General features: G+C 57.2%; 25 protein-coding genes. 10 read left to right on the top strand and 15 right to left on the bottom strand.

Annotation, left to right across the window (positions count from 1 at the left end):
* Positions 1-39 precede the first annotated feature (39 nt).
* The 7 genes from LBR61_04680 to rpmH form a co-directional block, all read right to left on the bottom strand.
* Positions 40-1449: a Do family serine endopeptidase gene (locus LBR61_04680; protein ID MDR1731370.1), complete on the bottom strand. Its 1410-nt coding sequence runs from the start codon at positions 1447-1449 to the stop codon at positions 40-42.
* An 88-nt stretch (positions 1450-1537) separates the two neighbouring features.
* Positions 1538-2290 (bottom strand): prolipoprotein diacylglyceryl transferase, encoded by a 753-nt coding sequence (locus LBR61_04685; protein ID MDR1731371.1) that lies wholly within the window; start codon positions 2288-2290, stop codon positions 1538-1540.
* 2 nt (positions 2291-2292) lie between these two features.
* Entirely contained in the window at positions 2293-3000 is a 708-nt protein-coding gene (locus tag LBR61_04690) for a Jag N-terminal domain-containing protein (GenBank protein ID MDR1731372.1), read from the bottom strand.
* A gap of 120 nt (positions 3001-3120) precedes the next feature.
* On the bottom strand, positions 3121-3930 hold the full coding sequence (locus LBR61_04695) for a YidC/Oxa1 family membrane protein insertase (GenBank protein ID MDR1731373.1): 810 nt from the start codon (positions 3928-3930) through the stop codon (positions 3121-3123).
* A gap of 58 nt (positions 3931-3988) precedes the next feature.
* The gene (gene yidD, locus LBR61_04700) at positions 3989-4225 is read right to left on the bottom strand and encodes a membrane protein insertion efficiency factor YidD (GenBank protein ID MDR1731374.1); all 237 of its coding nucleotides are present in this window, start codon (positions 4223-4225) and stop codon (positions 3989-3991) included.
* Entirely contained in the window at positions 4222-4629 is a 408-nt protein-coding gene (locus tag LBR61_04705; GenBank protein ID MDR1731375.1) for a ribonuclease P protein component, read from the bottom strand. The genes yidD and LBR61_04705 overlap by 4 nt, the downstream gene beginning before the upstream one ends.
* Positions 4611-4751 (bottom strand): 50S ribosomal protein L34, encoded by a 141-nt coding sequence (rpmH, locus tag LBR61_04710; GenBank protein MDR1731376.1) that lies wholly within the window; start codon positions 4749-4751, stop codon positions 4611-4613. The genes LBR61_04705 and rpmH overlap by 19 nt, the downstream gene beginning before the upstream one ends.
* A 358-nt stretch (positions 4752-5109) precedes the next feature.
* Between rpmH and LBR61_04715 the strand changes: the two genes are divergently transcribed.
* Entirely contained in the window at positions 5110-9522 is a 4413-nt protein-coding gene (locus tag LBR61_04715) for an efflux RND transporter permease subunit (protein MDR1731377.1), read from the top strand.
* A gap of 53 nt (positions 9523-9575) precedes the next feature.
* Complete coding sequence (locus tag LBR61_04720; GenBank protein ID MDR1731378.1) at positions 9576-10727, top strand: efflux RND transporter periplasmic adaptor subunit; 1152 nt, start codon at positions 9576-9578, stop codon at positions 10725-10727.
* A 29-nt stretch (positions 10728-10756) separates the two neighbouring features.
* On the opposite strand, the gene LBR61_04725 is transcribed toward LBR61_04720, so the two are convergent.
* The 3 genes from LBR61_04725 to LBR61_04735 all read right to left on the bottom strand — a co-directional run bounded on the left by LBR61_04725 (position 10757) and on the right by LBR61_04735 (position 14105).
* Positions 10757-12115: a HAMP domain-containing protein gene (locus LBR61_04725; GenBank protein MDR1731379.1), complete on the bottom strand. Its 1359-nt coding sequence runs from the start codon at positions 12113-12115 to the stop codon at positions 10757-10759.
* Positions 12112-12840 carry a response regulator transcription factor gene (locus LBR61_04730; protein MDR1731380.1) on the bottom strand — a complete coding sequence of 243 codons (729 nt, stop codon included), beginning with the start codon at positions 12838-12840 and terminating at the stop codon, positions 12112-12114. The genes LBR61_04725 and LBR61_04730 overlap by 4 nt, the downstream gene beginning before the upstream one ends.
* 86 nt (positions 12841-12926) lie before the next feature.
* A complete protein-coding gene (locus LBR61_04735; GenBank protein MDR1731381.1) occupies positions 12927-14105 on the bottom strand; it encodes a carbohydrate-binding domain-containing protein in 1179 nt (392 codons plus the stop codon).
* A gap of 273 nt (positions 14106-14378) precedes the next feature.
* Between LBR61_04735 and LBR61_04740 the strand changes: the two genes are divergently transcribed.
* Positions 14379-15521 (top strand): hypothetical protein, encoded by a 1143-nt coding sequence (locus LBR61_04740; GenBank protein MDR1731382.1) that lies wholly within the window; start codon positions 14379-14381, stop codon positions 15519-15521.
* 103 nt (positions 15522-15624) lie between these two features.
* Here the strand turns inward: LBR61_04740 and LBR61_04745 are convergent, their stop codons facing one another.
* The 5 genes from LBR61_04745 to LBR61_04765 all read right to left on the bottom strand — a co-directional run bounded on the left by LBR61_04745 (position 15625) and on the right by LBR61_04765 (position 19973).
* The gene (locus LBR61_04745; GenBank protein ID MDR1731383.1) at positions 15625-15897 is read right to left on the bottom strand and encodes a Txe/YoeB family addiction module toxin; all 273 of its coding nucleotides are present in this window, start codon (positions 15895-15897) and stop codon (positions 15625-15627) included.
* The gene (locus tag LBR61_04750; protein MDR1731384.1) at positions 15890-16165 is read right to left on the bottom strand and encodes a type II toxin-antitoxin system RelB/DinJ family antitoxin; all 276 of its coding nucleotides are present in this window, start codon (positions 16163-16165) and stop codon (positions 15890-15892) included. Before LBR61_04750 ends, LBR61_04745 begins: the two co-directional genes overlap by 8 nt.
* 216 nt (positions 16166-16381) lie before the next feature.
* Positions 16382-19225: a flagellar filament capping protein FliD gene (fliD, locus tag LBR61_04755; protein ID MDR1731385.1), complete on the bottom strand. Its 2844-nt coding sequence runs from the start codon at positions 19223-19225 to the stop codon at positions 16382-16384.
* 188 nt (positions 19226-19413) lie between these two features.
* Positions 19414-19620: a Txe/YoeB family addiction module toxin gene (locus LBR61_04760; protein ID MDR1731386.1), complete on the bottom strand. Its 207-nt coding sequence runs from the start codon at positions 19618-19620 to the stop codon at positions 19414-19416.
* Positions 19621-19706: 86 nt separating this feature from the next.
* The gene (locus tag LBR61_04765) at positions 19707-19973 is read right to left on the bottom strand and encodes a type II toxin-antitoxin system RelB/DinJ family antitoxin (protein MDR1731387.1); all 267 of its coding nucleotides are present in this window, start codon (positions 19971-19973) and stop codon (positions 19707-19709) included.
* Positions 19974-20221: 248 nt separating this feature from the next.
* Between LBR61_04765 and LBR61_04770 the strand changes: the two genes are divergently transcribed.
* The 7 genes from LBR61_04770 to ilvD form a co-directional block, all read left to right on the top strand.
* The gene (locus tag LBR61_04770) at positions 20222-20815 is read left to right on the top strand and encodes a hypothetical protein (GenBank protein MDR1731388.1); all 594 of its coding nucleotides are present in this window, start codon (positions 20222-20224) and stop codon (positions 20813-20815) included.
* The gene (locus LBR61_04775) at positions 20812-21387 is read left to right on the top strand and encodes an isoprenylcysteine carboxylmethyltransferase family protein (protein ID MDR1731389.1); all 576 of its coding nucleotides are present in this window, start codon (positions 20812-20814) and stop codon (positions 21385-21387) included. Before LBR61_04770 ends, LBR61_04775 begins: the two co-directional genes overlap by 4 nt.
* 141 nt (positions 21388-21528) lie before the next feature.
* Entirely contained in the window at positions 21529-22146 is a 618-nt protein-coding gene (locus LBR61_04780; GenBank protein ID MDR1731390.1) for a hypothetical protein, read from the top strand.
* A gap of 245 nt (positions 22147-22391) precedes the next feature.
* The gene (locus LBR61_04785; protein MDR1731391.1) at positions 22392-23321 is read left to right on the top strand and encodes a TRAP transporter substrate-binding protein; all 930 of its coding nucleotides are present in this window, start codon (positions 22392-22394) and stop codon (positions 23319-23321) included.
* A gap of 16 nt (positions 23322-23337) precedes the next feature.
* Complete coding sequence (locus LBR61_04790) at positions 23338-23838, top strand: TRAP transporter small permease (GenBank protein MDR1731392.1); 501 nt, start codon at positions 23338-23340, stop codon at positions 23836-23838.
* 1 nt (position 23839) lies between these two features.
* A complete protein-coding gene (locus tag LBR61_04795) occupies positions 23840-25123 on the top strand; it encodes a TRAP transporter large permease (protein MDR1731393.1) in 1284 nt (427 codons plus the stop codon).
* 36 nt (positions 25124-25159) lie between these two features.
* On the top strand, positions 25160-26775 hold a 1616-nt coding region (gene ilvD, locus LBR61_04800), incomplete at its 3' end, for a dihydroxy-acid dehydratase (GenBank protein MDR1731394.1).

Raw genomic sequence — 26775 nt, forward strand, 5'->3', positions numbered from 1 at the left:
AAGGGGTGTAAACCATCCTTTTTTTATCCGTCTTTTTTTTCATTTCATTTTTAAAGAGACGAAAAAGGTGCGCCCCTCCCGCTCCACCAGGAGAACGACGGATTTACCCTCTCCCGGGGTTCCTTCGGGATAATCGCTTTCTATTTTTTTGCCGTTGACCTCCAGGATCAGGTCCCCTTCCCGCAGCCCCGCGGACTGGGCGGGAGAACCCTCTTCCACCTCCGTGACCACCAGGCCCTTTTCCCGCTCTGTTCCGTAGCGGCGGCGCAGGTCGGAGGTCAGCTTCGACAGGGTCAGTCCGGCCTTTTTGAAGACGTCAGAGGACGAACGTTTGCCGGAAGACGAGGCGACTCCCCCCTCCGACTCGGGAATTTCGTCGAGCTTTGCCGTTATGAGCGTTGTTTTGCCTCCCCGAAGGACCTTCAGCTTCAGCTCGGAGCCCGGGGTCTGAGACCGCACCAGGCTGACGAAACCCTGCACGTCGGTCACGGGTTTGCCCTGAGCCTCCACAATGACGTCGCCCCGAAGCAGCCCCGCCCTCGAAGCGGCGGAGTTCTCGAAAACGTCCCCCACGATGACGCCCTTTTCCGCCTCCACTCCATAGGCCTCGGCGAACTCCTCCGTCAGGTTCTGCACGGCAATTCCCAGCCAGCCCCTCTTGACCTTGCCGTAGGTCACCAGGTCGTCCATGATCTGCTTCGCCATGTTGACGGGAATCGCGAACCCCAGCCCCTGGGCGTAAGGAACGATGGCCGTGTTGATTCCGATGACCTCGCCGTCCATGTTCAGCAGGGGGCCGCCGCTGTTTCCCGGATTAATGGCCGCGTCCGTCTGCAGAAAACCGTCGAAGTTCACCTCTCGGGTGTGGAGGCTGCGGTTTTTTGCGGAAATCACCCCCACCGTCACGGTGTGCTCCAGGCCAAAGGGATTTCCGATGGCCACCACCCACTCGCCCACCTCGACGGCGTCCGAATCTCCCAGGGTCAGCACCGGCAAATCCACGTCCGGATGAATGGAAATCACCGCCAGGTCGAAGGTGGGATCCCGACCCAGCACCGTGGCCACGTAGACCTTTCCGTCCGCCAGCGTCACCGTAATTTTATCCGCGCCTTCCACCACGTGGTTGTTGGTGACGATCTGACCTTCTTTGGAGACGATGAAGCCCGACCCTCTGCCCTTCATGGGGACAGATCGGGAAAAACGCTTAAAATCATCACCGAAAAATTCTTTGAAGAAAGGGGCGTCCCGAAAGGGCGAAGGCAGAGAAGAGGATTTGGAAACCGTTTCCACATCGATATTGACAACCGCCGGAGAGTCGTTTTTCACAATTTCGACGACCGGATTGTCCGATCGAACGCTTCGAGAAGCGGCGAAAGAGGCCCGCTCCGTCACGAAGAAACACAGGATCAGCACCAGCGCCGTTCCGATTCCTTTTTTCAAAATTTTCATATATCACACCTCCCTGACAAAAAAACTTTACGATTTTACGACATCGAGGTTCAGCAGGAGCGCGTTTTTCTTTTCATTCTTTCATTGCTTATTCTTTCATTGCTTTCATTAGCCAGACGGCTTCGAGGGGCATCGTCGCCAGCAAGATCCAATGGGAAAGCACGAGTCCCTCCGACCCGCTTTCCGTCCTCAGGGGGTCCACCGAAAGCCGCATCAGCGAATAAAGAAGAAGCCCCGCCGGCGCCACAGGAGACCGACTCGGGGCGATTTTCCGCCGAAAGGCTTTCCGTTCCAGCCACAGAAGCCCCATCAGAATGGCGAAGGAGAAAAAAGAATAGTAGAGCTGAGTTGCGTGACGCAGGACGTGGGCTGAGTCATAGGGAAAATGGACCGCAAAGGGCAGAGAGCTTACTTTGCCCACGCAGCATCCGGCGAAAAAACATCCCCAACGCCCCACCGCCATCGTGGAAATCGCCGGAAGGGAGACCACCGAACACAGCCGTCCCATGGAAATTTTCGGGTTGTTCCGGCACAGAAGCAACGCCGTGAGAAAAGCGCCGCAAAAAGCGCCCACCTCCGACAGCCCCCCCCGGTCCATGTCGAGGAACAGAGACGGCGTCTTCCAATAGGCGGAAAAGTTCCAGATATATTCAAAAGCCCGCGCTCCGAAGAGCATACCGAGAAACGCCCAGCCAATCACGCGTCTCCCCTCGTCCTCGTCCACGCCATAGAGCCTGAAACGACGGACGCTCCACATCATCGCAAGGGACAGAGCGATAAACCAGATCACGTAATACGTTTGAATCTGAATACTCCCCGCGCTGAAAAGAACCGGATACATGGTCACCTCCTGTAATGCGTTCTGCGAAGACCGCTTTTCCCGGCGGGACGGGTGCTTTCTCTGCGCTCGGCGGCGCCCAGTTTCGGAATGACGACCACCTTCCGCTCCGGAGACTCTCCGACGGACTGAGTTTCCACGTCGTCACGATCCTTGAGAGTCGTGTGAATGACCCATCGTTCCCAGCTCAGCATCGGTTCGAGACGAAGCGGCGCTCCCCGCTGGACAACTCTGCGGGCCGTCGCCTCGGCCAGGCGTTCCAGGCTCTTTCTGCGACGGTCCCGATATCCTCCGGAATCAAGGCGGACTCTCGGCTCCTCCCCGGGGGAACGGAGAGCAAGATTGAGCAAATATTCCATAGCTTTCAGGCCATCCCCGTGACGTCCCACGAGAATGTCCGCGTCCTGTCCTTCTATTCCGATCATGTTTTCTTCTTCGCAGAACTCCGGTTCAGCGCACAGCTCCATATGGGCCAGAAGATCGGAAAGAAACGCGCTGCTTTTCAGCAACAGCAAAGATTTTACAGGTTCGATCCGTACCTTCAGCTTCCTGCCGAAGAGACCGAAAAAAGTTTTTTCTTCGCCGACGACCTCCGCCCTCAGACTTCCTGCCGGCACGTTCCAGCGCCTCGACGCCTCTTCCAGCGCCTCTTCGAGAGAGGGGGCCTCGATGATGAGATGCGTATCCTGCTCCACGATACTACCTTCTTTCATAACCTTCTCTCAGAATCCTCTCCCGGAGTCACCTCCCGGAGTCTCTCCTCATATCCACTCCTCTGCAAAATCCACTGCCTCGCCAGGTCACTCCGCGCTCCAGCCCCGAACAGGAAGACCTCACTCGTCCTTATGAGCGGGTTTTTCCTGCAGCAGAACGGGTTTTTCCTGCATCTCCAGGCTGGTCCGCCGCATGACGAAAAGCTGATGCACCACGCCCATGAGAGAAGAAACTCCCCAGTAGAGCAGCACGCCGCCCGGCAGAGAGAGGCAGATCCACGTCAGGAAAATGGGCATGAACCAGTTCATCATGGCCATCTGAGGGTTGCCCGAAGCGGAAAGATGCTGCTGGTACCAGGTCAGAAAAGCGATGGTCAGAAGCAGAACCGTATTGGGCAGCCAGACTCCCAGATTGGTCAGCAGCAACGAGGGATTGCTCATGGCCGAGAGAACCACCATGACCACCCCCAGCGCCTCCTTCGCCACGGGCTCTCCCGCTTCGTTCACCAGACGAATGGCGTCGGCGACCGTCGAAAGCGCCGAACCGTCCAGGTGAATCCACAGAAAACTGGCTCCGGCGAAGCCGTGCCGGGTCAGTGCGCCATAGAGCAAAATAAAAATAGGAAGCTGGATCAGCAGGGGCAGACACCCCGCCGCCGGATTGACCTTGTTCTCCCGATACAGCGCCATGACTTCCCTGTTCAGAGTTTCCTTGTCGTCCGCGTATTTGTCCTGAAGCACTTTCAGCCGCGGCTGCAGCTTCTGCATCCTCTGCATGCTGACCATCTGTTTTTGCGTCAGAGGATGCATCGCAAACCTGACCAAAAGCGTCAGCAAAATAATCGACCAGCCCCACGAGTTTGTCACCGCGTACAAACTCTGCAGGAGCCACATCATAAAATCTCCGGCCCGCGTCCACAGATATCCCAAATCCAAGTCACCGTCCTACAGAATTGTCCTCAAATATTGATCGTTCGCAAAATTCGCCTCACTGCGGGGAACATCGCCGGGGAGGTGGATCGTAGCCCCCTTCATGCCAGGGACCGCACTTCAGGAGACGTTTCACCGTCAACCCGAGGCCTCTGAAAAAACCCCATTCCGTTATAACCTGCGCCGCGTATTCCGAGCAGCTGGGATAAAAACGACAGTGACGCCCCAGCAGCGGAGAAAGGCATTTTTGATAAACACGTATCAGCCCCACCGCCAGGCGCACGACAACGTTCATTTTTCATTTCCCGACGTTCTGCCGACGCGGTTCCAGTCCGCTCCGGGCCAGTCCGTCACAAAAAGCCCGTTCCTGCCCAGCAGTTTCGCCATGTCGCGGTAAATCTCCACCGCTCCCGCCCCCAGCGCCCTGTCCCTGAGAGAGAGAACGAGATCGACGTCCGGAACGACCCAGGGGCGAAGCCTGCGAAACGCCTCCCGGAGAATCCTTCGTCCCCTGTTGCGCACGTGAGCCCTGCCCTGGCGTTTTCCCACGGCATAGCCCGCCCGGGCGCACAGTCGCGACGGAGCCCCCGAGCCTCTCAAAAACAACAACCGCACCAGTTCTCCCTGTATCCGAAGACCGGTGCGGAAAATGAGATCAAACTCCCATCCTTTTTTGATCGTCAGGCCGTTGTCAGGCACTTACGACCCTTGCGCCTTCTGTTGCGCAAAACGGCACGGCCCGTCGGAGAAGAGGAACGCGCGAGAAAACCGATTTTTCTCTTGCGCGGTTTGCGGTGGGGTTGATAGGTACCTTTTTTCACGAAACATACGCCTCCCTGATCCAAAAATACAAGCATCCAGACAGCCACGGCAGTATAACACATTCGAGGCCTCAGAGACAATAGCTCCCGCGAGAATTGCGAGAATCTCCCCATCGAGCCTCATCGAGCGGACCGGATCGACAGGAACAACGCCGGAGGGCAGCCGCGCAGCAAAATGCGTGTAAAAATTTCGGGACACACAAAATCCATAAAATAAACACATAAAACTCATAAAATGAAAACTCTTGTAGATATAATAGTCTTATCGATCCGCTTATTAATCTGTGTATGGATACGTATAAAATGAAAAGATCGACAAGGCTTTTTTTGATCATAATTTTAAGGACGGTCAAACGCAATGAAAATTATCGACACTTCGCTGAAGCGCCCTGTAACGGTTCTGATCCTGACGATCGCTGTTCTCATCGTCGGTTTTTATTCCTACGCGAATATGGGCGTCGAACGAATGCCGAACATCGACTTCCCCATCGTCGTCGTGCGGACGACAATGGAAGGCGCGGCTCCGGCCATCATGGACAACGACGTGACGGACGTGCTGGAAGCCCGCATCAACACCATCGAAGGCATAAAAAACATCTCCTCCAGCAGCTACGAAGGACGTTCCGTGATCGTCATCGAATTTGACCTGGACAGGAACATCGACTTCGCGGCGGCCGACGTTCGGGGCAAGGTCAGCATGGCCAGAGGGCGGCTTCCCGACGACTGCGAAGAACCCCAGATCGATAAATACGACCCCTCCGACAGACCGATCATCAACATCGCCGTGGAGTCCGACGGGCGGACGGACATGCGGTCCGTGGCGCGCTACGTGGACAACGTGGTTTCCGAACGCCTTCAGACCGTCACGGGCGTCGGCAGCGTGCAGCTGGCCGGGTTCCGGGACCGGGAAATAAGAGTCTGGCTCAACACCGACAGCATGGAAGCCTACGGCGTTACGACGAAGGACATTAAAACCGCCATTTACAACCGGCACGTGGAGCTTCCCGCGGGACGAATAGAAACCGGAACCCGGGAGTACGGCATCCGGCTCAACGGTGAATACCGCTCCGTCTCCGAGCTGGCCTCCGTGCCCGTCACCTTCCGAAACGGGGCGATCATACGCCTCAACGACCTGGCCCGCATCGAGGACGATTTCGAGGACAGGCGCAGCCAGTCCCTGTACGAAAACAAACCCACCATCATGGTGCAGGTGCGGAAACAGAAGGGCGCCAACGAGGTCGCGCTCTCCCGGGGCGTGCGTCAGCGTCTTGAGGAACTCAACAAAATCGCCCCCCGGGGAACGAAACTCGTGATCGTCTCCGACACATCCCGCTTTATCCTCCGCTCCATGAACGGCGTCCGCGGCGACATCATCCTGGCGATCTGCCTCACCTCCATCATCATGTTCGTGTTTCTGCGCACCCTTCGGGCGACGATCATCGCGGTCATCACCATTCCGGTCTGCCTCCTGGGAAGCATCGCGGTGCTTTACTGGATGGGGATCACCATCAACAACATCTCCATGATGGGCCTGTCGCTGGCGGTGGGCATGGTCGTCGACGCCACCAGCGTCGTCATGGAAAACATATCGCGCCACAAGGCCATGGGCAAAACCACCATGCGCGCGGCCAGAGAGGGCGCGGGAGAGGTGGGGTTCGCCGTCATCGCCGGAGCCGCCACCACTCTGGCGGTTTTCCTCCCCATCGCCTTCATGGGCGGCATGATGGGCAAAATATTCAACGCCTTCGGCATCACGGTGGCCATGACCATCAGCATCTCCCTTCTGCTTTCCCTCACCCTCACGCCTTTCCTGTGCTCGCGGATTCTGAGCAGGGAGCGTCAGGGACTCCTGCAGAGGATTCTGGAGGCGCCGTTCATCCTTCTGGAGCGAGGGTACAAAATCGCGCTGGCGTCGGCGATTCGCCACCGATACACCACCGTCCTCATCGCCCTTGCCGTGTTCATGGGGGGGCTCTTTCTGGCGACGAAGCTGGGCTCTGAATTTCAGCCCACCGAGGACCAGGGATTTCTGCGCCTCAACATGGAGCTTCCCGCCGAAACCGCCCTTGAGGTCACGGAGCGCGTCATGGGCGAGATGATCAAAGTCATCGAGGAGGAGCCCAGCGTCGCGTACACCTACGGCGTGGCCGGCAGCGGACAGGGAGAGGAAGTCTACAAGGGCACGCTCACGATAGAACTCATCCCCAGAGATCAGCGCCCGCCCTCCAGCGTCATCATGTCCACCCTGCGCCGAAAACTCGCCGCGTTCCGGGACGTGGACATCAAAATGGGCAACTGGGGCGGTTCCGACCTCACGCTGGTGGTTCGGGGACCCACCAGCGAGGCCCTCGCCGAAATCGGCGACCGGATCAAGGCCGACCTCGCCAAAAATCCCCGGGGCCTCGTGGACATCATGACCGACCTGCAGATGAACAAGCCGCGCATCAACCTGGAGCTGAACCGGGCTCTGGCCGACGACCTGGGCGTGAACATCCGGGACCTCTCCGACGAGCTGGACGCCTGGTTCGGGGGAGACGACAGCGGCTCGACCTTCAGCGAGGGGGGCTACCGGTACAACATTAAAATTCGGGCTGAAAACAACCTCCGCGACGACCCGAACCGGGTGTTCAACACCCTCGTGAGGACGGAGGGAGGAAAGGTCATCCGGGCCGAGGGGCTCGTGACCAGCAGCATCGGCGTTTCTCCCAACGTCATCAAGCGATACAACAGGCAGCGTTCGATTCAGATCAGCGCCAACGTGGAGGGAATCTCTCCCGGCGAGGGCATAACGATCATGGAGGACGAGTTCCGCAAATTCGCCCCTCAGGACGGGACCTACGACATGGTTCCCACCGGAGACTCCGAGCGGATGAAGGACACGTTTTCCGCCATGACCATCGCCCTCGTGTTCGCCATTCTGCTGGTTTACATCGTGATGGCCATCCAGTTCGAGTCGTTTCTGCATCCCTTCACGGTCATGTTCTCCCTGCCCCTGATGACGGCGGGCTCCTTCGGCCTGATGTACCTCTTCCGGCTTCGCATCAGCGTCATGAGTTTCATGGGGATCATCCTGCTCGTGGGAGTGGTGGTCAACAACGCGATTCTGCTGGTGGACTTCATCAATCAGCTTCGGGCCGGCGGAATGAAGAAGCTGGACGCGGTGCTCGCCAGCGGGCCTCTGCGTCTGCGGGCGATACTGATGACCACGGTATCCACCATCGTGGGGAACCTGCCGGTGGCCCTCGCCCTCAGCGAAGGCGGCGAAATGCGCCAGCCCATGTCCGTGGCGGTAACCGGCGGTCTGTTTACGTCCACCCTTCTCACGCTTTTCGTCATACCGGTCGTCTACCTCATCTTCGATGACATGAAAGACAGAGTCGTGGCCCGCATTCGCCGTTTCAACGCCTGGCGGCGCCTGCGCGAACAGCGGTCCCGTAAGAATCCCGACGCCGGCAGTTCCGAAATCGGGACGTCCGCGGCAATTTTTCTGATGACGGGGATTCTGCTTCTGACGCCCCTTTCCCCCGCCGAGGCGGACACAAAAACCCCGCTGAACATCAGAGAGGCGGTGGAGCTGACCCTCGCCCGCAATTCAACGCTTCTCTCGCTTCGGGAGGAAGCTCTGAAGGCTTACGCGTTCAAACTTCAGGCGGACGGAACCATGACTCCTCAGGTTTCCATCAGCGGCAGCGCCAACCTTCAAAAGGAAACTCAGACCTCCGACGGCTCCGACCGCAAAGACTCCAGAGCCGTCACCGCCGCCCTGTCCCAGACGCTTTACTCCGGGGGCAGAAATTCGGCGCTGCGCCGTCAGTCGTCACAGGTCCGGTCCATCGCCGAACTCAATCTGGCGGATGCGGAAAATCGAGCGATTGGAGAGCTTTTTGCCCGTTTCTACAACGTTCTGCTGCAGGAACGACGGGTGGAAACCGAACGATCGGCCATCGTGGCAGGGGAACTGCACCTGCGGGAGGTGACGCGCATGAACGAGCTGGGCCTGTCGAACCGGCTGGAGGTGATCCGCGCCTCCCAGCAGCTGGCGGCCAGCCGGGCGGATTTCGCGTCGGCCGAGGGGCTCCGGGACGCGGCGCAAATCTCCCTTATGAACTTCCTTGCCGTTCCGCCGGAGGAGCGCCGGCCGGTGGACGGAAAGCTGGCGCCCATGGAAATTTCGGGAAACAGGCAGGAATCTCTGGCGGCCGCGATGAGCAACCGGGCGGACCTTGCCGCTCTCAAACAGCAGATCGAATATCAGAGCAACCAGATAGAAATCGAACGCAGCGCCCTGCGCCCACAGCTCGGTCTCACCGCCTCCACGGGGCTGTCGGACCCGTACAACCGCGAGGACCGTGGAGGGGACACCTGGAGGGCCGACCTGACGCTCACTCTTCCCATTTTCGACCGCGGCGTCTCACGGGGAAACGTCATCAAAGCTCAGGCCGTGATGAAGCAGAACGAAATTGCCCGGGCGCAAAAAGAGCTGGATGTAAAATCGGAAACGGAGACGGCGTGGACCGAACTGGAAACGGCCAGGGAAAATCTGGAGTCCACGGCGCAGGCCCTGGAACTTGCCGAGGAGACGCTGAGGCTGGCGGAAGTCGGTTTTCAGGAGGGAGTGACGCCTCAGCTCGACCTGCTCTCGGCCCAAACTTCTCTCACGGAAAGCCGGCTTGAACATCTTCGTTCACTGTATAATAATCTTCTCGCGATTGTCGCGCTCAAAGTGACTGAGGGGAATATCGCGGACTGGGTTGAAGGGATGACATTCTGATGATTGCGATGAAGTTGGAAAAATGGAAAAAAAGGACTGGCGGGACCCGCGCGGTGACAGTAGTGCTCTTTCTCGCGCTTTTTGCGGGAGCGGCGTGGTATTTTCTGATCTTCAGGGGGGCGAAGGCGTCCTCTCAGGAGCTGAAACCGGCGGAACCCGCGGCCTCAGTTCAGGCGGCTTACGTTCGGGTGGAAATCGCCTCGGGCAACGGGGTTGTGCGCGAAAGCATCGACCAGAACATGTCCATTGAGGCGATAAACAGAGTGCAGATGCTGCCACGGGTCACAGGCAGACTTGAAAAACTTCACGTGAGGCCCGGCGATATTGTGACAAAAGGTCAGCTCATCGCCACTCTGGAGCACGAGCAGCAGAACGCCCTCATCGGCTCCACCGAGGCGCAGGTGGCCTCCGCCAGAGCCGACACGGAGCGGGCACGGGCCGAGATGATGAACGCCAAAACCAACCTCGACCGCTACCAGAGGCTTCTCAAAGAGGGGTTCAGCACGCAGCAGCAGTACGACTCCATCGCCACGTCCTACGCCAGCGCGAGGGCGAGCTACAACGCCGCCCAGGCCAAAGAAAAACAGGCCGCTGCCGAGCTTGGCCGGGTGAAATCCACCCAGCAGGATTACATCATGTACTCCCCTCTGGACGGAACCGTTCTGTCCGACTACTCCCTCACCGCCGGCGCGATGATCTCCCCTTCCTCGCCCATCGTGGACATCGCCGATCTTAGGAGGCTCAAGGCGACGGTTCGGGTTCCGGAGGTCAAAATTTTCATCGTCCACCCGGGCATGGACGTCATCATGAGGTTCGACGCTCTGGAGGGCAGGGAATTTCACGGCCACGTGACCCGCATCGAGCCCTACGTCGATCCCGCGACCCGCACCAGCGTCGTCGAAATGGAGATCGACAACGAAGCCCTTGGAAACCTTCTGCGACCGGGCATGTTCGGCAGGGCGTCCATCGTGGAGAAAGAGTTTCGGGATGTGGTTCTCGTTCCCGAAAGCGCCATTCAGAGCGGTTCCGAGGGGCAGTTCGTCTTTTTCGAAAATGACGGCGCGGCGCGTCTGCAAAAAGTCAAAACCGGTTTGAGGCAGGGCAATTATCTTCAGGTGACGGAGGGAGTCGTCTCCGGCGACCGCGTCATCGTCTTCGGGGGCGCCAGCCTCAACGACGGCGACAGGGTGACCATTCAGCAATAAGATAATAAGGGAAAGGCTCCATCACCGGTTCATTCATCGATACCGAGGGCGATGGTGACCACCAGACCGCCTCCCGGCGCGTTTGCCGCGAAGACATTTCCCCCGTGGCTTTCGACGATGCGTCTCGTGATGGACAGGCCCAGCCCCACCCCTCCCTGGGACCGCTCCCGGGCCTTGTCGGTTCGATAATAGGGCAGAAAGATTTTTTCCAGCTCCTCCTCGGCGACGCCGTATCCGTGGTCGCGAACGGTGAGAACGGCGCGTTTCGCCCTGTTTCCCTCTTCCTGTCTCTCTTTCTGGCCATCTTCCTGACGCAGGTCGATTTCAACGACGCTTTCCGGGTCGATGTAGCGAAGGGCGTTTTGAATGACGTTGTACAGCGCCCGTTTCAGCAGGAGCGCGTCGCCGCGGACGGCGAGCTTCGGGGCGTTCAGGATCACGATCGTTTTTCCGGAGGTGTTCGCGAAGGCGGCATCCTCCACCGCGGAGCGAAGAACCTCGTCCAGCGCCACCCGTTCGGAGTGGGTCAGAGAGCCCTCCTCCACCCGGGTCAGGGTCAGAAGCTCCTCCACCATGTCGTCGATACATTTCACTTCCAGCTCGATGCGTTCCAGATATTTATTTTCGAGCTCCGACGCGGGCTGGAGGTTCTTTCGCAAAAGCGCCGCGGCCAGGTCCATGCGCTGCAGAGGAGAGCGTATTTCGTGAGAGATGTCCCGCAGAAGCCGTTTTTGGGAGGAGACGAGGTTTTCCACGCACTCGGCCATCTTATTGAAACTTTTACCCAGAGCGGCGATTTCGTCGCCCCGACCTGTGACGCTGGGGTCCACCCTCACCGAAAAAACGCCTCCCGCCAGTTTTTGAGTAATATCCTGAAGTTTCGACAGGGGCGTCATGAAGTTTTTCACCAGCATAAAACTGAAGAACACGGACAGAACGGCCACCGCCATGGGAATTTTGATAAAATCCAAAAAATTCGCCGGCCCCTGGTGCCGCAGGGCGGCGACAACCCGCGTGCGCCCCGATGGAGACAGGAAAGTCTCGAAAAAACGAAAGGGAGTTTCTTCCGCCTGGGCGTCAAGACGCTCCGCGCCTTCCGTGAAAAAACTTTCCCCGTCCCGTTCCACACGAATCTCCAGGTCGCTGGAAGCCCTGACGGCTTCGATCCAGGGCAGCAGCTCCTCCCGCGGGATCGAATCCGCCTGTCGGGCCAGTTCGGAGACGTGCCATTCCAGATGTTTGAAAATTTTCAGCGGCTCCCGGTCCTCCCGATCCTGAAGCACCCGGGCGAGATGGGTCAGATGAATGATGATCATGGGCAGAAAAAGCACCAGAAGCAGAGTGAGGTAGATTTTCCAGAAAAGCGAGGGAAAGACGAGGCGTTTCATGGCTGGTCCTCCGAAAAATCGTTTTTGGGGTAGACGTACATATACCCCTCATTTCTCAGGGTCCGGATGCGCTCTCTGCCGTCGGGATAAGGCCCGATTTTGCGCCTCAGACGGCTGATGTGGACGCTCAGGCTTCTGTCAAAGACGGTGTAATCCCGACCCAGAACGCTCAGGGAAAGCTGTTCCGCGGATATTTTTTTCCCCGCGCAGGAGATCAGCGAGTCCAGCAGACTGAACTCGATATTGGTCAGGGAAATCTCCTTCGCCCCGACTTTGACGGAGCGGGCGCTTCGGCGCATTTCCAGGTCGACCAGGACGACTTTATCATGCCCCGGCCTTTCGGAAAGATCGCCGGACCGGCGCAGCACGGCCTTCAGTCGGGCCAGCAGCTCGCGCGCGTCGAAGGGTTTGCAGATGTAATCGTCCGCGCCGATTTCCAGCCCAACGACTTTATCAATCTGATCGCCTCTGGCGGACAGCATGACCACCGGTACGTTCGAGATGTTGCGAATTTTCCTCAGAACGTCGAAGCCATCCTGTTCCGGCAGCATGATGTCCAAAATGACGATGTCATACGAATGATCGTCCAAAAGTTTCAATCCGGCGTTTCCGGAGTGGGCGCAGGCAAATTCAAAACCCTCCGATTGCAGGTAGTCCCTGAGCAGCGCACAAAGGTCCACGTCATCGTCGATCACAAGAACATGTTTGATTTTCTGAACCTCCATTATTTTCGATTATGACTATCAAGTTGTTTCAGATCAGGCCGAGCGGGTACTTCCCCCCACCGCGCCAAATCTTCCCCGAGATTACGTCAGAAGCGCGGGCGCGGGCCGCCGCCGGGGCCTCCTCCTCCGGAGCCAAAGGTGTCTCCAATGTTGAACTCTCCGACCGTCCCTGAAAGGATGAAGTCTTCTTCTTCGCCGCCTGACTGGCTCGAATAAGTCTCCTTCGAGCCTCCGGTGTAAGAGGCTTCCGTGTCGTACAGGCCGTCGCGCTCAGTTCCGTCAGACGTCCCTCCCGTGTAGACGTTGTACGCGACGCCGCTCTGCAGGCTCGGGCTGCTGAAAATAAATCCGCGGCAGTCTCGGCCCGTTTTATACGTGACGAGCGCCGCCCCCTGTTTGTCCGCGATGTGGATTGTCGTGCCTGACGGCTGCGCGGCGCCGAAATTCAGCGATAAGACCTTCTGGGCGGACGACTCGTCCGCTCTGGCGTTGTTATCCCCCGTGCCGATCACAAGACCGCCGTTGATCAACAGCCTGAAGCCGTCTCCGGCGTCCAATCCGCCGTTGTCGGGGCCTCCCATCGCGATGACGGTTCCGCCGTTTATCGTGAGGTTCGCGTTGGAGTCGATCCCGTCTCCAATGGCGTCCACATAGAGGTAGCCTCCGTCGATGACGATGCCCTCTCCGGCGTTAAGGCCGTCGTCAACCGCGGATACTCGGATGTCGCCTCCGCTGATGGTGAGGGTCGAGTCGCTCGCGATCCCCTCCTGACAGTTTCCGACTGCGACGAGGGAACCGCCGCCCCCGATTTCAAGAGGCACGGAACTAAATATGGCGGCGTCGCGATCCGCGTCCGCCCCACCGTCAGAAACGGCGTTGACGGTTCCTTCGGACAGAATCAGCCTCACCAGGGACGCCGATTTCGCAAAGATTGCCGGGCCGCTGGAATTGGCGATCGTCACGCCGGAAAGGTTGACGTTGACCTCCTGACTGGAGGTGTCTATGACGAGGCAGCCATCGCTCAGCACACCGGAGACGTCGTAATCCCCCGCTTCGGTGAGGATGACTTCGCCATCGGCCAGCGAATGCCCCGGCCCCTTCACGATTAACCCGGACGTGTCCGGAGCACCCGACATCCCGTCGTTGACGGCGTTTGAGCCTCCGCCGCAGCCCCCTGAGCACGTCATGAGGAACAGCGACATAAACAGGAGCAGAAAAAAACTTACGACGCTGCGAACGCTTGAATGAATAAAATGTTTTCTCACTTTTTTCACCTCACTTTTGGAGAATACCGATAAAAACCGACGACGCCTGCCGCCTGTGAGCAGTATATGCGCCTGCACAAAAGAATAAGCACAAAGTTTTCGTTGTTTTCGTCTCTGCCCCTTCATGCCTGATTTTACACCTTTTGCGCGTCTGGGTTGGGGGTTTTAATTTTCTTTACAATTCGTTACATTATTTTGCGTTCCTTTTGCCGCACCTTTGCTCATCAGGACTATACTTTATTAAAATTTAAGTTCTGCAAAGGGGGAACAGGAATGAATGTCGGTTCTGTATCGAGCGCCAGCGCGGCATTGGAAGAATATCTCGAAAAATTGAGAGAAAAAAAGAACCAACAGAGCGCGCCCAGCACGACCTCGAATCAAAGCACGCAAATCAGTATCAATATTGAGGAGATTATCGCCCAGCTTCAGGAACTGGAAGACGACCCCGAAGCTCTGAAAGCCAAGGCGGCGGAGTTGGCCGCCTCAGTCTCGAAAGCCGCTGAAGAAGAGGCCGGCAAGAAGGCGGAAATGCTTCAGGAGGTGGCGGCCGATCTTGACAGCGTGGCGAAAAGCGGGAACCTGTCCGTCATCACGGATAAGCTTCAGTCCCGCAGACCGCCCGCCGGCGGTGGAATGAACGGCCTCAGCGGACTGAGCGGAGCCAGCGAGGCGTCCATGAAGTGGCTGGAAGCCCTCCTGGCAGAAGAAGACGACGATGAAAGCAGTGAAACAGCTTCCACGGAAAGCGTCACTGAGGCCGCGGCAGAAGCGGCTGAAGCTACGGAAGCGGTTGCGAAAGCGGTAGCGGAAGCCGCGGAAAAATTGGAAGAATATCTTGAAAAATTGAGAGAAGCAAAGAACCAACAGAGCGACTCCAGCACGGCCTCGACTCAAAGCACGCAAACCAGGATCAATATTGAAGAAATTATCGCCCAGCTTCAGGAACTGGAAGACGACCCCGAAGCCCTGAAAGCCAAGGCGGCGGAGTTGGCTGCCTCAGTCTCAAAAGTCGCTGCAGAAGAGGCCGGAAAGAGGGCGGAAATACTTCAGGAGATAGCGACCGACCTTGACAGCGTGGCGAAAAGCGGGGATCTGTCCGTCATCACGGATAAGCTTCAGTCCCGCAAACTGCTTGCCGGCGGCAGGATGAACGCTCTCAGCGGACTGAGCGGAGCCAGCGATGCATCCATGAAGTGGCTGGAGGCCCTCCTGACGGAAGAAGATAACGCTGTGAGCAGTGAAACAGCCTCCACGGAAAGTGTCACAGAAATCGCGACAGAAGCAGCGGAAGAAGCCGCAGAAAAAGAAGAAGATCTGGAAAATCTTCTGATAACCGCAAAACTCAATCTGATGAATCAGCTGAGTGCGATGCTCAATCAAAAGACCAACTCCTTCTACAACTACTTCGCAGCGTAGTGATTTCCCTCTGCACGGAAAGGAGAAAGGCCCCGTTAAACATCTGCGGGGCTTTTCTTCATTTTTTCACCTTATAAAACGACGGTGTCATCTAAAATTGAAATCAAAGGCCTCGATCTCGATAATGACTTCCGCACTGGGCTATTTCAATGCAACCGTCCTCGATTCTGTACACAAGGCGGTTCGCTTCATCAATTCTCCTGCTCCACCAACCGGAGAGATCGCCTTTCAAAGGCTCTGGTTTTCCCAATCCTTCATACTCATTGCGGTCTATATCCTTCAAAAGTTGATTGATGCGTTTGATCATCTTTTTGTTCTCTGCCTGCCAGTATAGATAATCTTCCCATGCGGTTTGTTTAAAAATGAGGTCACGCATTCTCCATAGTCTCCAGCTCCTCCATCGTCTTTCTGACAATACCCTGCCCTGCCTTTAATCCTTTGACAGCTTCACGAAGCCTGGCCTGATTGGCTTCACTGTAAAAAGGATCGGCTGCAACCTCGAAGGGAATTTTGCCCTGCCGGACAACGGCCTTTGTGAAAATGGTAAACGCAGTGGTCATATTCAAACCCATATCCTCAAAAAGCGTTTCCGCCTGCTTCTTGAGATTCTCGTCCATGCGGATGGTAACGCTCGTGGTAGCCATATCGTCTCGCCTCCTTTCACAACAAAAATACAGTTATTCGCTTACACTGTCAATACAAAATATAAATATTGTCCATTGTTCCCGGTGTTACGCATCTTTTGTCAGTACGTGATTACGCAATCCACAATAGCGTTTAAAGTCAAAAAAACCGGACCCTGCGGCCCGGTTTTCGTTTTTCTGTTCTGTTCTTTTTCTCCGCTTTTTTTCGAAGATCCCTTAGCTCGAACTTGAATTTGACGCCGTATTCGCCGACAACTGAGAGGTGACACTGGCAAGCCAGCTCGCCTGCTGCATCAGTTTCGCAAGGTTGGTTTCCGCCGCCGCGAACTGCGTCTGCAGAGCCGTCTGCTTCGCCAGGAGGCGTTCCGTAAACTTCTCCAGGTATTCGTCGATGGAGGCGATTTCGGTGTCGATTGCGTTCATTTCCCGAACCACCGCGCCCTGGGCTGTGGTCACTCCGGTAGTGACTTCTTTCTGGGAGGATTTGATCATATCATCCAGCCAGGTCTGCATCGTCTCCGCAAAGTTGGTCATCAGCATCGCAACGTCCTCGGAGTTGTCCTCCAGGGCCGCCATGAAAACGCTGGTGTCAAAGTCCAGAGCGCCGCTCTTTGACTGGTCGCTCATCTGCCCCGTGGAGGCGTATTTGATTCCCACCTGCGAAAGCGCCGAGTATTCATATCCGATCCCCAGCGTGTTCAGCAGCGTGGAACTGCCTCCCAGCGTAACCTCTCGTTCCGTCCCCGCGCTGATCACCAGCCGGTTGTCCACGACCTCGGCCTTCGCGAAGGGAATGGGGTATTCCCGGCCCTCGGCATCGTAAAACAAAGGGTTGTTCTGGCCGTTGATCTGGGGACTGTTGATCTTAGCCGCTATGCTCTGAAGGGTATCCCCCGGCTCCACGGTGATGCTCGCCGTGCGGGCTCCCACGGTGACGGTCATAATCGAGCTTCCGCTGAATCCGTTCTGGGCCATGGTGCCGTAGACCGCGTTGCGGGCGGTGCGCGTCGTGAAGGGCGATGCGTAGATGTTGGAGGTGATCCTTCTCATGCTGTCCTTGGAGCTCCGCAGCAGAGAGTTTCCATTCAGAAGCCCCCACTTCAGGCGAAAGTCGTCGCTGTCCACCGTGGCTTTTTTGGTTTCGTCCAGCTCTTTTTCCGTCATGCGCGTATCGATCCAGCTCAGGGTTTCGTTATAGGCCGTGAGGAAACTCTGTATCGCGGTAACCGCGGTCTCCGCATCCTGAGAGACGTCGAGGTAGACCTCTCCCACGCCCTTCAGCTGCAAAGTCATTCCCTTGATCAGCTCGTTGCCGTAGCTCTCGCCGATCTGGTTGGACGATCGGGTGACCCTCTCTCCGTCCACGACCAGCACCGCGTCCACAGCCGCCGTGTAGTGATCTTCATCCGTCTTGTCCAGCCCCATGGCGGAAAGGAATCCGTTGCCGTCGTCGGTGAGCGTGAAGGTGTTGGTGTTGGACGTGACGCTGACCGTATAGGTGGAATTCAGTGCGGGAGTCGCCTTTGCGTGGGCCGTCGGCGTCCCCGTGGGAGTGTTCCAGTTGATCTCAAGCGTTTTTCCACCGGAACCGGCGGTGGGAGTAAAATCCGCGTGGGTCCAGATCGTTTGCGTCGTTCCATCGAAGGAATAGGAAATCTGATGGGTTCCGTTCGCGACGAGTATTTCGCCGCCGTTGGGAATGTCGGCCACGTCTTTGGTGTCTCGCACGCCGGCAGCGGTGAGGGTTGTTCCCGTAGTCGAATCCTTGTAACTGAACGTGTAGGAGCCTCCCGCCACGGGGGAAGTTTCAGCGCCGCCCTCGTACCACCGAACGACGACCTCGCCCAGAGAGGACTGGACAACGTCGAAGTCAATGCCTTCCTTCCAGGTGGTGGTTCCATCGGTGACGACGCCGGAGCCCGCCGTATAATCGCTGAAATTTACCGAACTGATCGTGTCCCGGTTGTTCCGAGTGATGTCCATGGTGATCTGTTCGCCGCCGGCGGCCACGTAGGTGACCTCGTATTCCTCGCCCGCGTCCGGCCGGATCGCGACAAAATCATCGCTGTTCCACCGGATCGAACCGTCGGCTCCAACCTTGTAATCCACGCCCTGCGTGTAGGTGATGGCGCCTCCCTGGGAGGTGATGGTGACCGAGTAGCCCGGCACCGTCGTAAAGGGCAGAACGTCGCTGTCCACGTAACCGCTGTCCGAACGCGTCGCCGTCACTTTGTACGTGTCGCCCGCGAAGGCCGTGTAGGTGTCCTGGTAGGTGGCGCCCGGCGGAGGAACCAGAGAGTCGTTCTGCCTCCAGCGTATCTGGCTTCCGTTGACGATGTCGAAGTCCACGCCCTGGGTCCAGGTGTTGCCGTTGCCGTCACTGATGACCACCGCAGCGCCGTCGGAGATGGTGTATCCCAGGCTGTCTTTGCTGCCGGCCGTGCGGGTTACGGTCACGTCCTGGGTGGTGGTTCCCAGTCCGGTCTGATCGCTCTTCAGAATAAGCCGGCCGTCCACCACGGAGGCGGTCACTCCAATGGCCGGACTCTGAGTCTTGAGCTGAGTGTTGATCCTGCTCGCCACGTCCTCCAGATTGGTGTCCGACGAGGAAACGTCGATCCGTATCTTTTTACCTCCGGCGTTGATGTAAAAATAGCTGTCAGAGACGCCCATGCTGCTCAGGGCCTGGGCCACCGTCTTTTGGTCGGAACGGGTGATCTGAGCTTTGGCCAGACGCTCGACGATTATATTGTGCACGTTGATTTCGGCGTCCGAATTGACCACGGCGGTCAGGACGCCTTTGTAGCTGGCGTTGCTGTCGAGGCGCTCTATCTCCACCATTTTCGCCTTGAACGTCGAGGCCAGTTTCAGAGGGGACAGGGCGCTCTGCACCGCCTGCAGAGAAACGAGAAATTCCTCGAAAAGGCTCTTTTTGAGCTCCAGCGTGTCCCGTTTCTCCTGCTGAACAAGAGCCGGTTTACTGGCGTTCTCAATCAGTTTCTCAACAATACTGTCCCAGTCTATTCCGGAAGCCACTCCGGAAACGGCCATATCAGCCATTTTATGCACCTCCAGTGCTTCAATTCAAACCTGTTAAAATCCCGTTTATTTAAATCTCACCAAAATCCCATCGCTTCGGAACCGTCAAAAAGATAAAAGTCTCCTGCTTTCGTGTTTCGGAAATTTCTCACCGAACTTAAGCCCTTCGAAGAAAAAAATCTAAGAAAAAATAATTTTAACTGAAAAAGTTATTTATCGCGGTAGTGCGAACCGCATTGTGAGATTTCAAGAATCTGGTCGTCGCCTTCGCAGGAAATTTTGAAAACAATACGGTTTTTCTCGTCGATTTTGACGGACCACCATCCGGCGAGGGCGTCTTTTAAAGGCTCCGGTTTACCAATGCTGTGGTATCCATTGCGCTCGATATCCTGTATCAGCCGATTGATTCTCTTCAGCGTTTTTTATCCTGCCCCTGCCAATACAGATAATCTGCCCATGCCTCGTCGAACCACATTTTTCGCATCACATCAGCCAATCTCTGTCAATCGATCTCTGTCAGATCATGTTCATGCCAGTTGCGCCCGACTTCAAGATCGGCAATCGCCCGGAGCAGCCTTTTTTGGTTTGCTTCGCTGAAAAAAGGGTCTTCCTCCGCGGTGATTTCAAAAGGAATCGCCTTCCGCCGCGCAACGGTTCTGGCGAATACATTGAACGCCGCTGTCATCGTCAGCCCGAGATCATTGCAAACGGCGTCAAAATCGCGCTTGAGATCTTCATCGATACGAATGTTGATGTTTGTCTGAGCCATCGTTCCACATCCTCTCTATAAACGTAAACATTGTAAATAAATTTATTGACAAAAGTCAATCCGACTGTTACACCTCAACTGCAACGGTAAATTCACGATCCTGGATTTAAAATTTCATTACCTTTTACGTACGCCGGTCGGTGGACGTCGCTCCGCCTCTTTCACCGTGACGTCTGTGTTAAAATAAGTTTCTGTTATACCCGTGAAAAGTGCAATTTCTGTGTTTTGAGGAAATGGAGGTTTCAGATATGAAAATATATATCGACGACCAGGAACGTCCCGATCTCGCCGAGGCCCCCGATTCCGGCGCGGTGTTGGCCGGAGTGAAGACGCACCTGTTGGAAAAGGGTCGCGTCATTATGGAGATCCAGGTGGACGGCGTTCCCATGGACGAAAAAGCTTTCGTGAACATCACCGGCAATCCGGAAGCGCGTTTCACCTCCGGCTCCGTGCGCTCTCTGGTCTGCGAGTCTCTGGACGAGGCCGTGAACTACATTCCCCGTCTGACAGGGGGCATGGAAAAAATCGCCTCCGCCTTCGAAACAGGGGAGATCTCCCGGGGACAGAGCACCCTGGCCAGCGCGGCGGAGGGGCTGGACTGGCTGATCTCCGTCTTTCAGCAATGCTCCACGCTGCTTGCCGTGGACCTTGAAACCGAGGCCGCGGGGCTGAACGCGCTGCAAAAATCCCTCGTTGCGGGAATCAACGATCTGGCCTCCCTCCACGAAGATAAAAAATACTCCGAAATGGCCTCCTGCATTCGCGGGTCACTGATACCGGAAATCGATCGATTTTCCCTTTATATACGCCATCTCCGCGAACTCTGCGGCTCCACTCAATGATTTCAGAAGACCTTCGGCGACGGATTCGTGAAAAGGCCTTCCAGCTACGGGGAGGGATCTGGACTCTGCTTTTCGCGGTGATTATCGTTTTCGCCCATCCCACCCGCCGGTCCTTCCTGCTGGGGCTTATCCCCGTTCTGGCGGGGCAGGCGCTGCGGTTCTGGGCCGTGGGCTGCATCGGGCGTTACCGGGGCGAGCGCGTCGACGCCAGGGCCCTGACCACCTGGGGACCCTACGCCTTCATTCGAAATCCCCTGTACGCCGGCAACGGTCTGATCGGGTTGGGATGGGGTCTCATGGCCGGCCCCTGGCCGACGGTGTTTTTTGCCCTCACGTTTATCGTGCTGTATGCCGTTCTCATCGTTCCCCACGAGGAGGCGTTCCTTGCGGAAAAATTCGGCTCGCCCTACGAACGCTACAAAGAGACCACGGGGCGATTCTTTCCGAAGGGCTGGCCGAAGGAAAACATCTCCGGCCCTTTCGACCGGCGGGTTCTCTGGGTCAGCGAGCGCCATTCTCTCCTGACCACCGTCGTGGGAACCCTTCTCATTCTGGCCAAAAGATTCATCTGAAATTTACCTCCTTTTGCGTCTCCCACTGAATGCAATATCACGAAAAATTGCGGGCGGAGAATCCCCGGAGAAAGTATGCTATACTTGCCTGAGTTTGGGAGCGACGAGTTCGAGAATACGGGACAGAAAAGGAGGCGCCTGTTGGAAATGATGAACCACGACAAAAAACATACGGAAAAAGACCTCACCGTAAGGAGCCTGCTCTCTGCTATTTCTGAGACGGAATATCCTCAGTATATTCTTGATGCCATCACAAAAATACAGAACTGGATGCTGAATACCGTGAACGCGCCGGCCGAGCAGGGCATGGATCCCATTACGGCCATGTTCGAAGACGGCGGCGATATGGACATGGATCGTCTTTTCGAAGATCTGGAAAGCCTCGAGCGCTACGTCGATCTCATCCCCAACACCCGGCGGCCGGAGGGCCGCGCCGACGTTCTCGTGGTCAGCGTCAATCCCCCGGACTACGAAAGCGGCGTGCGCACCGCCATCGACTACGCGGCTCTCTTCAACCGTCAGAACTGCAAACGGGTCTGGGTCATCAGCGACAGCTTCATCTTCGGCGACAATATGCGTTACGCGGCTCATGTCAACGCCCTCGCGGAGCAGGGCATTATTTTGCGGTTTATCCTCATTACCCCCTGGGGCTGGGTAGAAATCCCGCTCAGCGGCGAAATAGCATCCAGCCAGCAGTTTCTCTGGCACAATACCCTGAAGGGGGCCGAAAACAACCGACCGGACTTTCCAAAGAAATAAACTCTCCGGTACATCAAAAGACCGAACGAGACGCCTTCACCCCCAACGCCGAGGAGTGAAGGCGTTATTATTCATACAGGACGTTTCGAGTTTTGCGGGAGATTTTGTTTGGGGAAAGCATTTTCACTGTTTCATCAAAAAATCCTACCGGGAGGTGCAGTGCTGTGAATTGTTGCGGAGTGAAAAAGAGCGTAAGGACGTATTTTGTACTGGCAATGTGTTTTGCAGTGGCAGTAAGTTTTGTATTGTTCTCCGGAACGGCGTCGGCGGACGTCAACCTGAAGCTGGGACACGCGATCAACGAAAAGGACGTTTTCCACGAAGCCGCACTGAAATTTAAGGAGCTGGTCGAAGCTCAAACTAAGGGCGAGGTCACGGTCACCATTTATCCCAACGCAAAGCTGGGAGACGAGCGCAACCTTCTCGAAAGCCTGAGAATGGGCACCGTCGACATGGGAATCATCACGGGCGGCCCGGTCATCAACTTCCTCCCCTCCTTTGGCGTCCTGGATCTTCCCTTCCTGTTCAGCACCCCGGAGCACGCCTATAAGGTTCTGGACGGCCCCGTGGGACAGGGCTTCTTCAAAGAGATGGAAAAACTGGGCTGGAAAGGCCTGGCCTACGGTGAACGGGGATTTCGCAACCTGACCAACAGCAAAAAACCCGTCAACGTCCCCGAAGACGTGAAGGGCCTCAAGATCCGCGTCATGCAGAACCCCATCTACATCGACGCGTTCACGGCTCTGGGAGCCAACGCCGTTCCCATGGCCTGGACGGAGGCTCTGACCGCCCTGCAGCAGGGAACCATCGACGGGCAGGAAAACCCGCTGAACGTTATCGCCGCCTACAACATCAACGAATCGAACAAATATCTTTCCATCACGAGACACGCCTACGCCCCCAACGTCATTCTGATGAGCATGAGGACCTGGAACAAACTTCCGGCCGACCAGCAGAAGATCGTGCAGGAAGCCGCACTGGCCGCCGCCCTTCACAATCGGGAAATCGACAACAAAATGGAGGCGGGCTGGCTTCAGGAGCTGAAGGACAAGGGGATGCAGGTGGTGGAAAATCCCGATCTCGGTCTTTTCCGTGAGGCGGTAAAGAGCGTCTACGAAAAATACGAGCCCCAGTACGGGAAAGAATTGATTCAGTCCATCATCGACACGAAATAAAGCCGCGACTCTCGTCATGGAAGAACGTCGAGAAACCGCTCCGGCCTCGTTTCTGAAAACCTGGAGCGATCGCGTCAACACCTGTTGCGAAATGCTTCTGTTCGTGACGCTGATCGCCATGACCGTCGTCACGATGTTGCAGATCGTCTTTCGTCTGTGGTTTCGGGCCCTCACCTGGTCCGAAGAACTGACCTGTTTTCTGTTGGTGGCCGCCTCCTTTCTCGGCACGGCGGTGGCCTTCAAACGGGGCGCTCACATCGCGGTGGGATTTCTGCTGAATCTCCTGCCCAAACCCCTGATGAAACTCTGCATGATCGGCATTGCCTGCGTGGGGACGGCGTTTTTTGCCGTCGTCGCCTGGTACGGAGCCGTTCTTTGCTGGCAGGAACGGGCCCAGACGGCCACAGCCATAACGATTTCCATGGGGTGGATCTACCTTATCTTTCCCCTGACCGGACTGATCGTCATCCTGCATCTGGCCGCCCGAATCGAAGAACTGCTGAGGGGAGGCGAGTAACGTGGGTACGCTCCTGATCGTTTCATTTCTGGCGCTGCTGCTGCTGGGCGTTCCCATCGCCCTCGCCATTGGCGCGGCGGCCACGCTGGTGATGGTTCTTTCCGAAATGCCTCTGGAGGCTCTGCCTCAGACGCTTTTTGCCGGAGTAAACTCCTTCGCTCTGGTGGCCGTACCGTTTTTTGTCCTCGCCGGAGACCTTCTGGCGAGAGGGGGAATTTCCGAGCGGATCGTCGCCTTCGCGGAGGCCACGCTGGGACGCATTCGAGGCGGTCTTTCCATCGTCTCGGTGGTGGCCTCCATGTTCATCGCCGCCATATCGGGCAGCGGCGCTGCGACCACGGCGGCCGTGGGATCGGCCCTGCTGCCCCAGCTCAGGGAAAAGGGCTACGACCTGGACTTCTCCGCGGCCCTCATCGCGGCGGCAGGAACCATTGGCGTCGTCATTCCGCCCAGCGTTCCCATGGTCCTCTATGCCGTCATCGTCGGCGTTCCCGTGAGCAAACTCTTCATGGCGGGCTTCATTCCTGGGGCTTTTATGGGCGGCGCCCTGATCGTCTACGCTCTCCACATCGCCCGCAAACGGGGGTATCCCGCCAGTGAAAAGGTGAGCGGCAGAGTCAAATTCAAACTCTTCATCGAAGCTCTGTGGGGTCTGATGACTCCCATTCTGATTCTGGGAGGCATTTTTTCGGGGTTCTTCACGCCCTCCGAGGCGGCGGCCGTGGCCGTGGCCTATTCCCTTTTCGTCGCCCTGTTCGTCTACAAAACTCTCGACCTGAAACAGGTCTATCGGCTGGTGGTCAACGCCGGAGTCACCTCGGCTCTGATCATGTTCATCATCGCCACGGCGAAAATCTTCGGCTGGGAGCTGGCCTTCTACGAAATTCCGGACAAAATCGCCAGGTTCATGCTGGGAATCGCCGGAAACACGTCCTTCACGGTGTATCTGATGATCGTGGTCATGCTTCTGATCGCGGGGATGTTCATGGAGACGGCCTCGGCCCTGATTATACTGACGCCGATCTTTCTGCCGACCATCATGGGGCTCGGCGGCGATTTGATTCACTTCGGGCTGATTCTGGTCGTGGGGCTGGCTATCGGCATGGCCACGCCTCCCGTCGCTATCGACATCTACGTCGCCAGCGCCATCACCGGCCTCTCTCTCGAAGAAATCAGCCGCACCATCGTACCCATGGTCGCGGCGCTGATTCTGGTTCTGCTGCTTATCACCTGGATTCCATGGATATCACTGGTTTTACCGCGCCTCGTGTACGGGTCGCTGTGAGGTCAAAACAGGAGGGGACAGAAAATGAGTTCTGCAATGAAAAGCGATTCAGCAAAGAAGGGAATTCAGCGGGCGCCGCACCGCTCGCTGATGTACGCCAACGGTTATACCGACTGGGAAATCGACCGGCCCTGGGTGGGCGTGGTCAACGCCTACAACGCGATTACGCCGGGGCACATCCACCTGAACCGTCTGGCCGCCGCCGCGAAGGCGGGCATTTACGCATTCGGCGGCCTGCCTCTGGAATTTCCGTCCATCGGAGTCTGTGACGGCATCGCCATGAACCACGAAGGGATGAAGTATTCGCTCCCCAGCCGGGAGCTGATCATGGATTCCATTGAGGTGATGACGAAAGCTCACGCACTGGACGCGCTGGTGCTGGTCACGAACTGCGACAAGATCGTTCCGGGCATGACCATGGCCATCCTGAGGCTGAACATTCCCGCCATCATCGTCAGCGGCGGCCCCATGATCCCTGGGCGGCTGCACGGAGGTCCCATCGACCTTTCCGGGGTATTTGAGGCCGTGGGTAAACGCGTGGCCGACCAGATCGACGACGAGGAACTCGACCGGGTGGAACGTGAAGTCTGCCCCACCTGCGGGTCCTGCGCCGGAATGTTTACCGCCAACACCATGAACTGCGTCATCGAAGCCCTGGGGCTGGCTCTGCCCGGAAACGGCACGATCCCCGCGGTCTACTCCGAGCGCGAGCGGCTGGCCAAGGAGACGGGGCGCATGATCATGACCCTGATTCAGCGCAACATCCGACCGCGGGACATCGTCACCCAAACGGCCATCGACAACGCACTGGCCGTGGACATGGCCCTTGGAGGGTCCACCAATACCTGTCTTCACATTCCCGCCATCGCCCACGCGGCGGGCATGAAAGTTCCTCTGGAGCACATCGACGAGGTCAGCCGGCGCACGCCTCACCTGTGCAGCATGAGTCCCGGGGGCAAATATTACATGTACGACCTTTACCTGGCCGGAGGGGTGCAGGCCGTGATGAAGCGTCTGGCCGAAGCGAAGCTCCTGGACGCCTCCGCTCTGACCGTGACGGGCGACACCGTCGCCGAAAACCTGAAAAAAGCCGTCATCGCCGATGAAGAGGTCATTCGCCCCGTAAACAACCCCGTTCATAAGGAGGGGGGCATCGCGATTCTGAGGGGAAATCTGGCCCCTCTGGGCTGTGTGGTCAAACAGGGGGCCGTGCTGCCGGAAATGATGAAGCACAGCGGACCCGCACGGGTTTTTGACAGCGAGGAAGGCGCCACCACCGCCATCATGGGAAAGAAAATCGCCCCCGGCGACGTGATCGTCATTCGTTATGAAGGCCCCCGGGGCGGCCCGGGAATGCGGGAAAAACTGGGTCCCACCTCGCTCCTGGCGGGTATGGGCCTCGACAAAAGCGTCGCTCTGATCACCGACGGGCGATTCTCCGGAGCCTCCAGAGGCGCATCCATCGGGCACGTCTCCCCGGAGGCGGCTTTAGGCGGCAATATCGCTCTGGTTCGTGAAGGGGACATCATTGAGATCGACATCCCGGCCCGAAAAATCTCCGTCAATATCGACGAGGCCGAGATGGAAAAACGCCGGGCCTCCTGGAAAGCGCCGGAAAAGCCCCTCGACAGCTCCTTCCTGAAGCGTTACCG

The organism is Synergistaceae bacterium (assembly GCA_031272035.1).
GTDB lineage: Bacteria > Synergistota > Synergistia > Synergistales > Aminobacteriaceae > JAISSA01.

Excerpts from the sequence above, each read along its gene's own strand:
- LBR61_04680 (MDR1731370.1), bottom strand. The coding sequence starts at position 1,449 with ATGAAAATTTTGAAAAAAGGAATCGGAACGGCGCTGGTGCTGATCCTG.
- LBR61_04685 (MDR1731371.1), bottom strand. The coding sequence starts at position 2,290 with ATGTATCCGGTTCTTTTCAGCGCGGGGAGTATTCAGATTCAAACGTAT.
- LBR61_04690 (MDR1731372.1), bottom strand. The coding sequence starts at position 3,000 with ATGAAAGAAGGTAGTATCGTGGAGCAGGATACGCATCTCATCATCGAG.
- yidD (MDR1731374.1), bottom strand. The coding sequence starts at position 4,225 with ATGAACGTTGTCGTGCGCCTGGCGGTGGGGCTGATACGTGTTTATCAA.
- LBR61_04715 (MDR1731377.1), top strand. The coding sequence starts at position 5,110 with ATGAAAATTATCGACACTTCGCTGAAGCGCCCTGTAACGGTTCTGATC.
- LBR61_04725 (MDR1731379.1), bottom strand. The coding sequence starts at position 12,115 with ATGAAACGCCTCGTCTTTCCCTCGCTTTTCTGGAAAATCTACCTCACT.
- LBR61_04730 (MDR1731380.1), bottom strand. The coding sequence starts at position 12,840 with ATGGAGGTTCAGAAAATCAAACATGTTCTTGTGATCGACGATGACGTG.
- LBR61_04740 (MDR1731382.1), top strand. The coding sequence starts at position 14,379 with ATGAATGTCGGTTCTGTATCGAGCGCCAGCGCGGCATTGGAAGAATAT.
- LBR61_04745 (MDR1731383.1), bottom strand. The coding sequence starts at position 15,897 with ATGCGTGACCTCATTTTTAAACAAACCGCATGGGAAGATTATCTATAC.
- LBR61_04750 (MDR1731384.1), bottom strand. The coding sequence starts at position 16,165 with ATGGCTACCACGAGCGTTACCATCCGCATGGACGAGAATCTCAAGAAG.
- fliD (MDR1731385.1), bottom strand. The coding sequence starts at position 19,225 with ATGGCTGATATGGCCGTTTCCGGAGTGGCTTCCGGAATAGACTGGGAC.
- LBR61_04765 (MDR1731387.1), bottom strand. The coding sequence starts at position 19,973 with ATGGCTCAGACAAACATCAACATTCGTATCGATGAAGATCTCAAGCGC.
- LBR61_04770 (MDR1731388.1), top strand. The coding sequence starts at position 20,222 with ATGAAAATATATATCGACGACCAGGAACGTCCCGATCTCGCCGAGGCC.
- LBR61_04775 (MDR1731389.1), top strand. The coding sequence starts at position 20,812 with ATGATTTCAGAAGACCTTCGGCGACGGATTCGTGAAAAGGCCTTCCAG.
- LBR61_04790 (MDR1731392.1), top strand. The coding sequence starts at position 23,338 with ATGGAAGAACGTCGAGAAACCGCTCCGGCCTCGTTTCTGAAAACCTGG.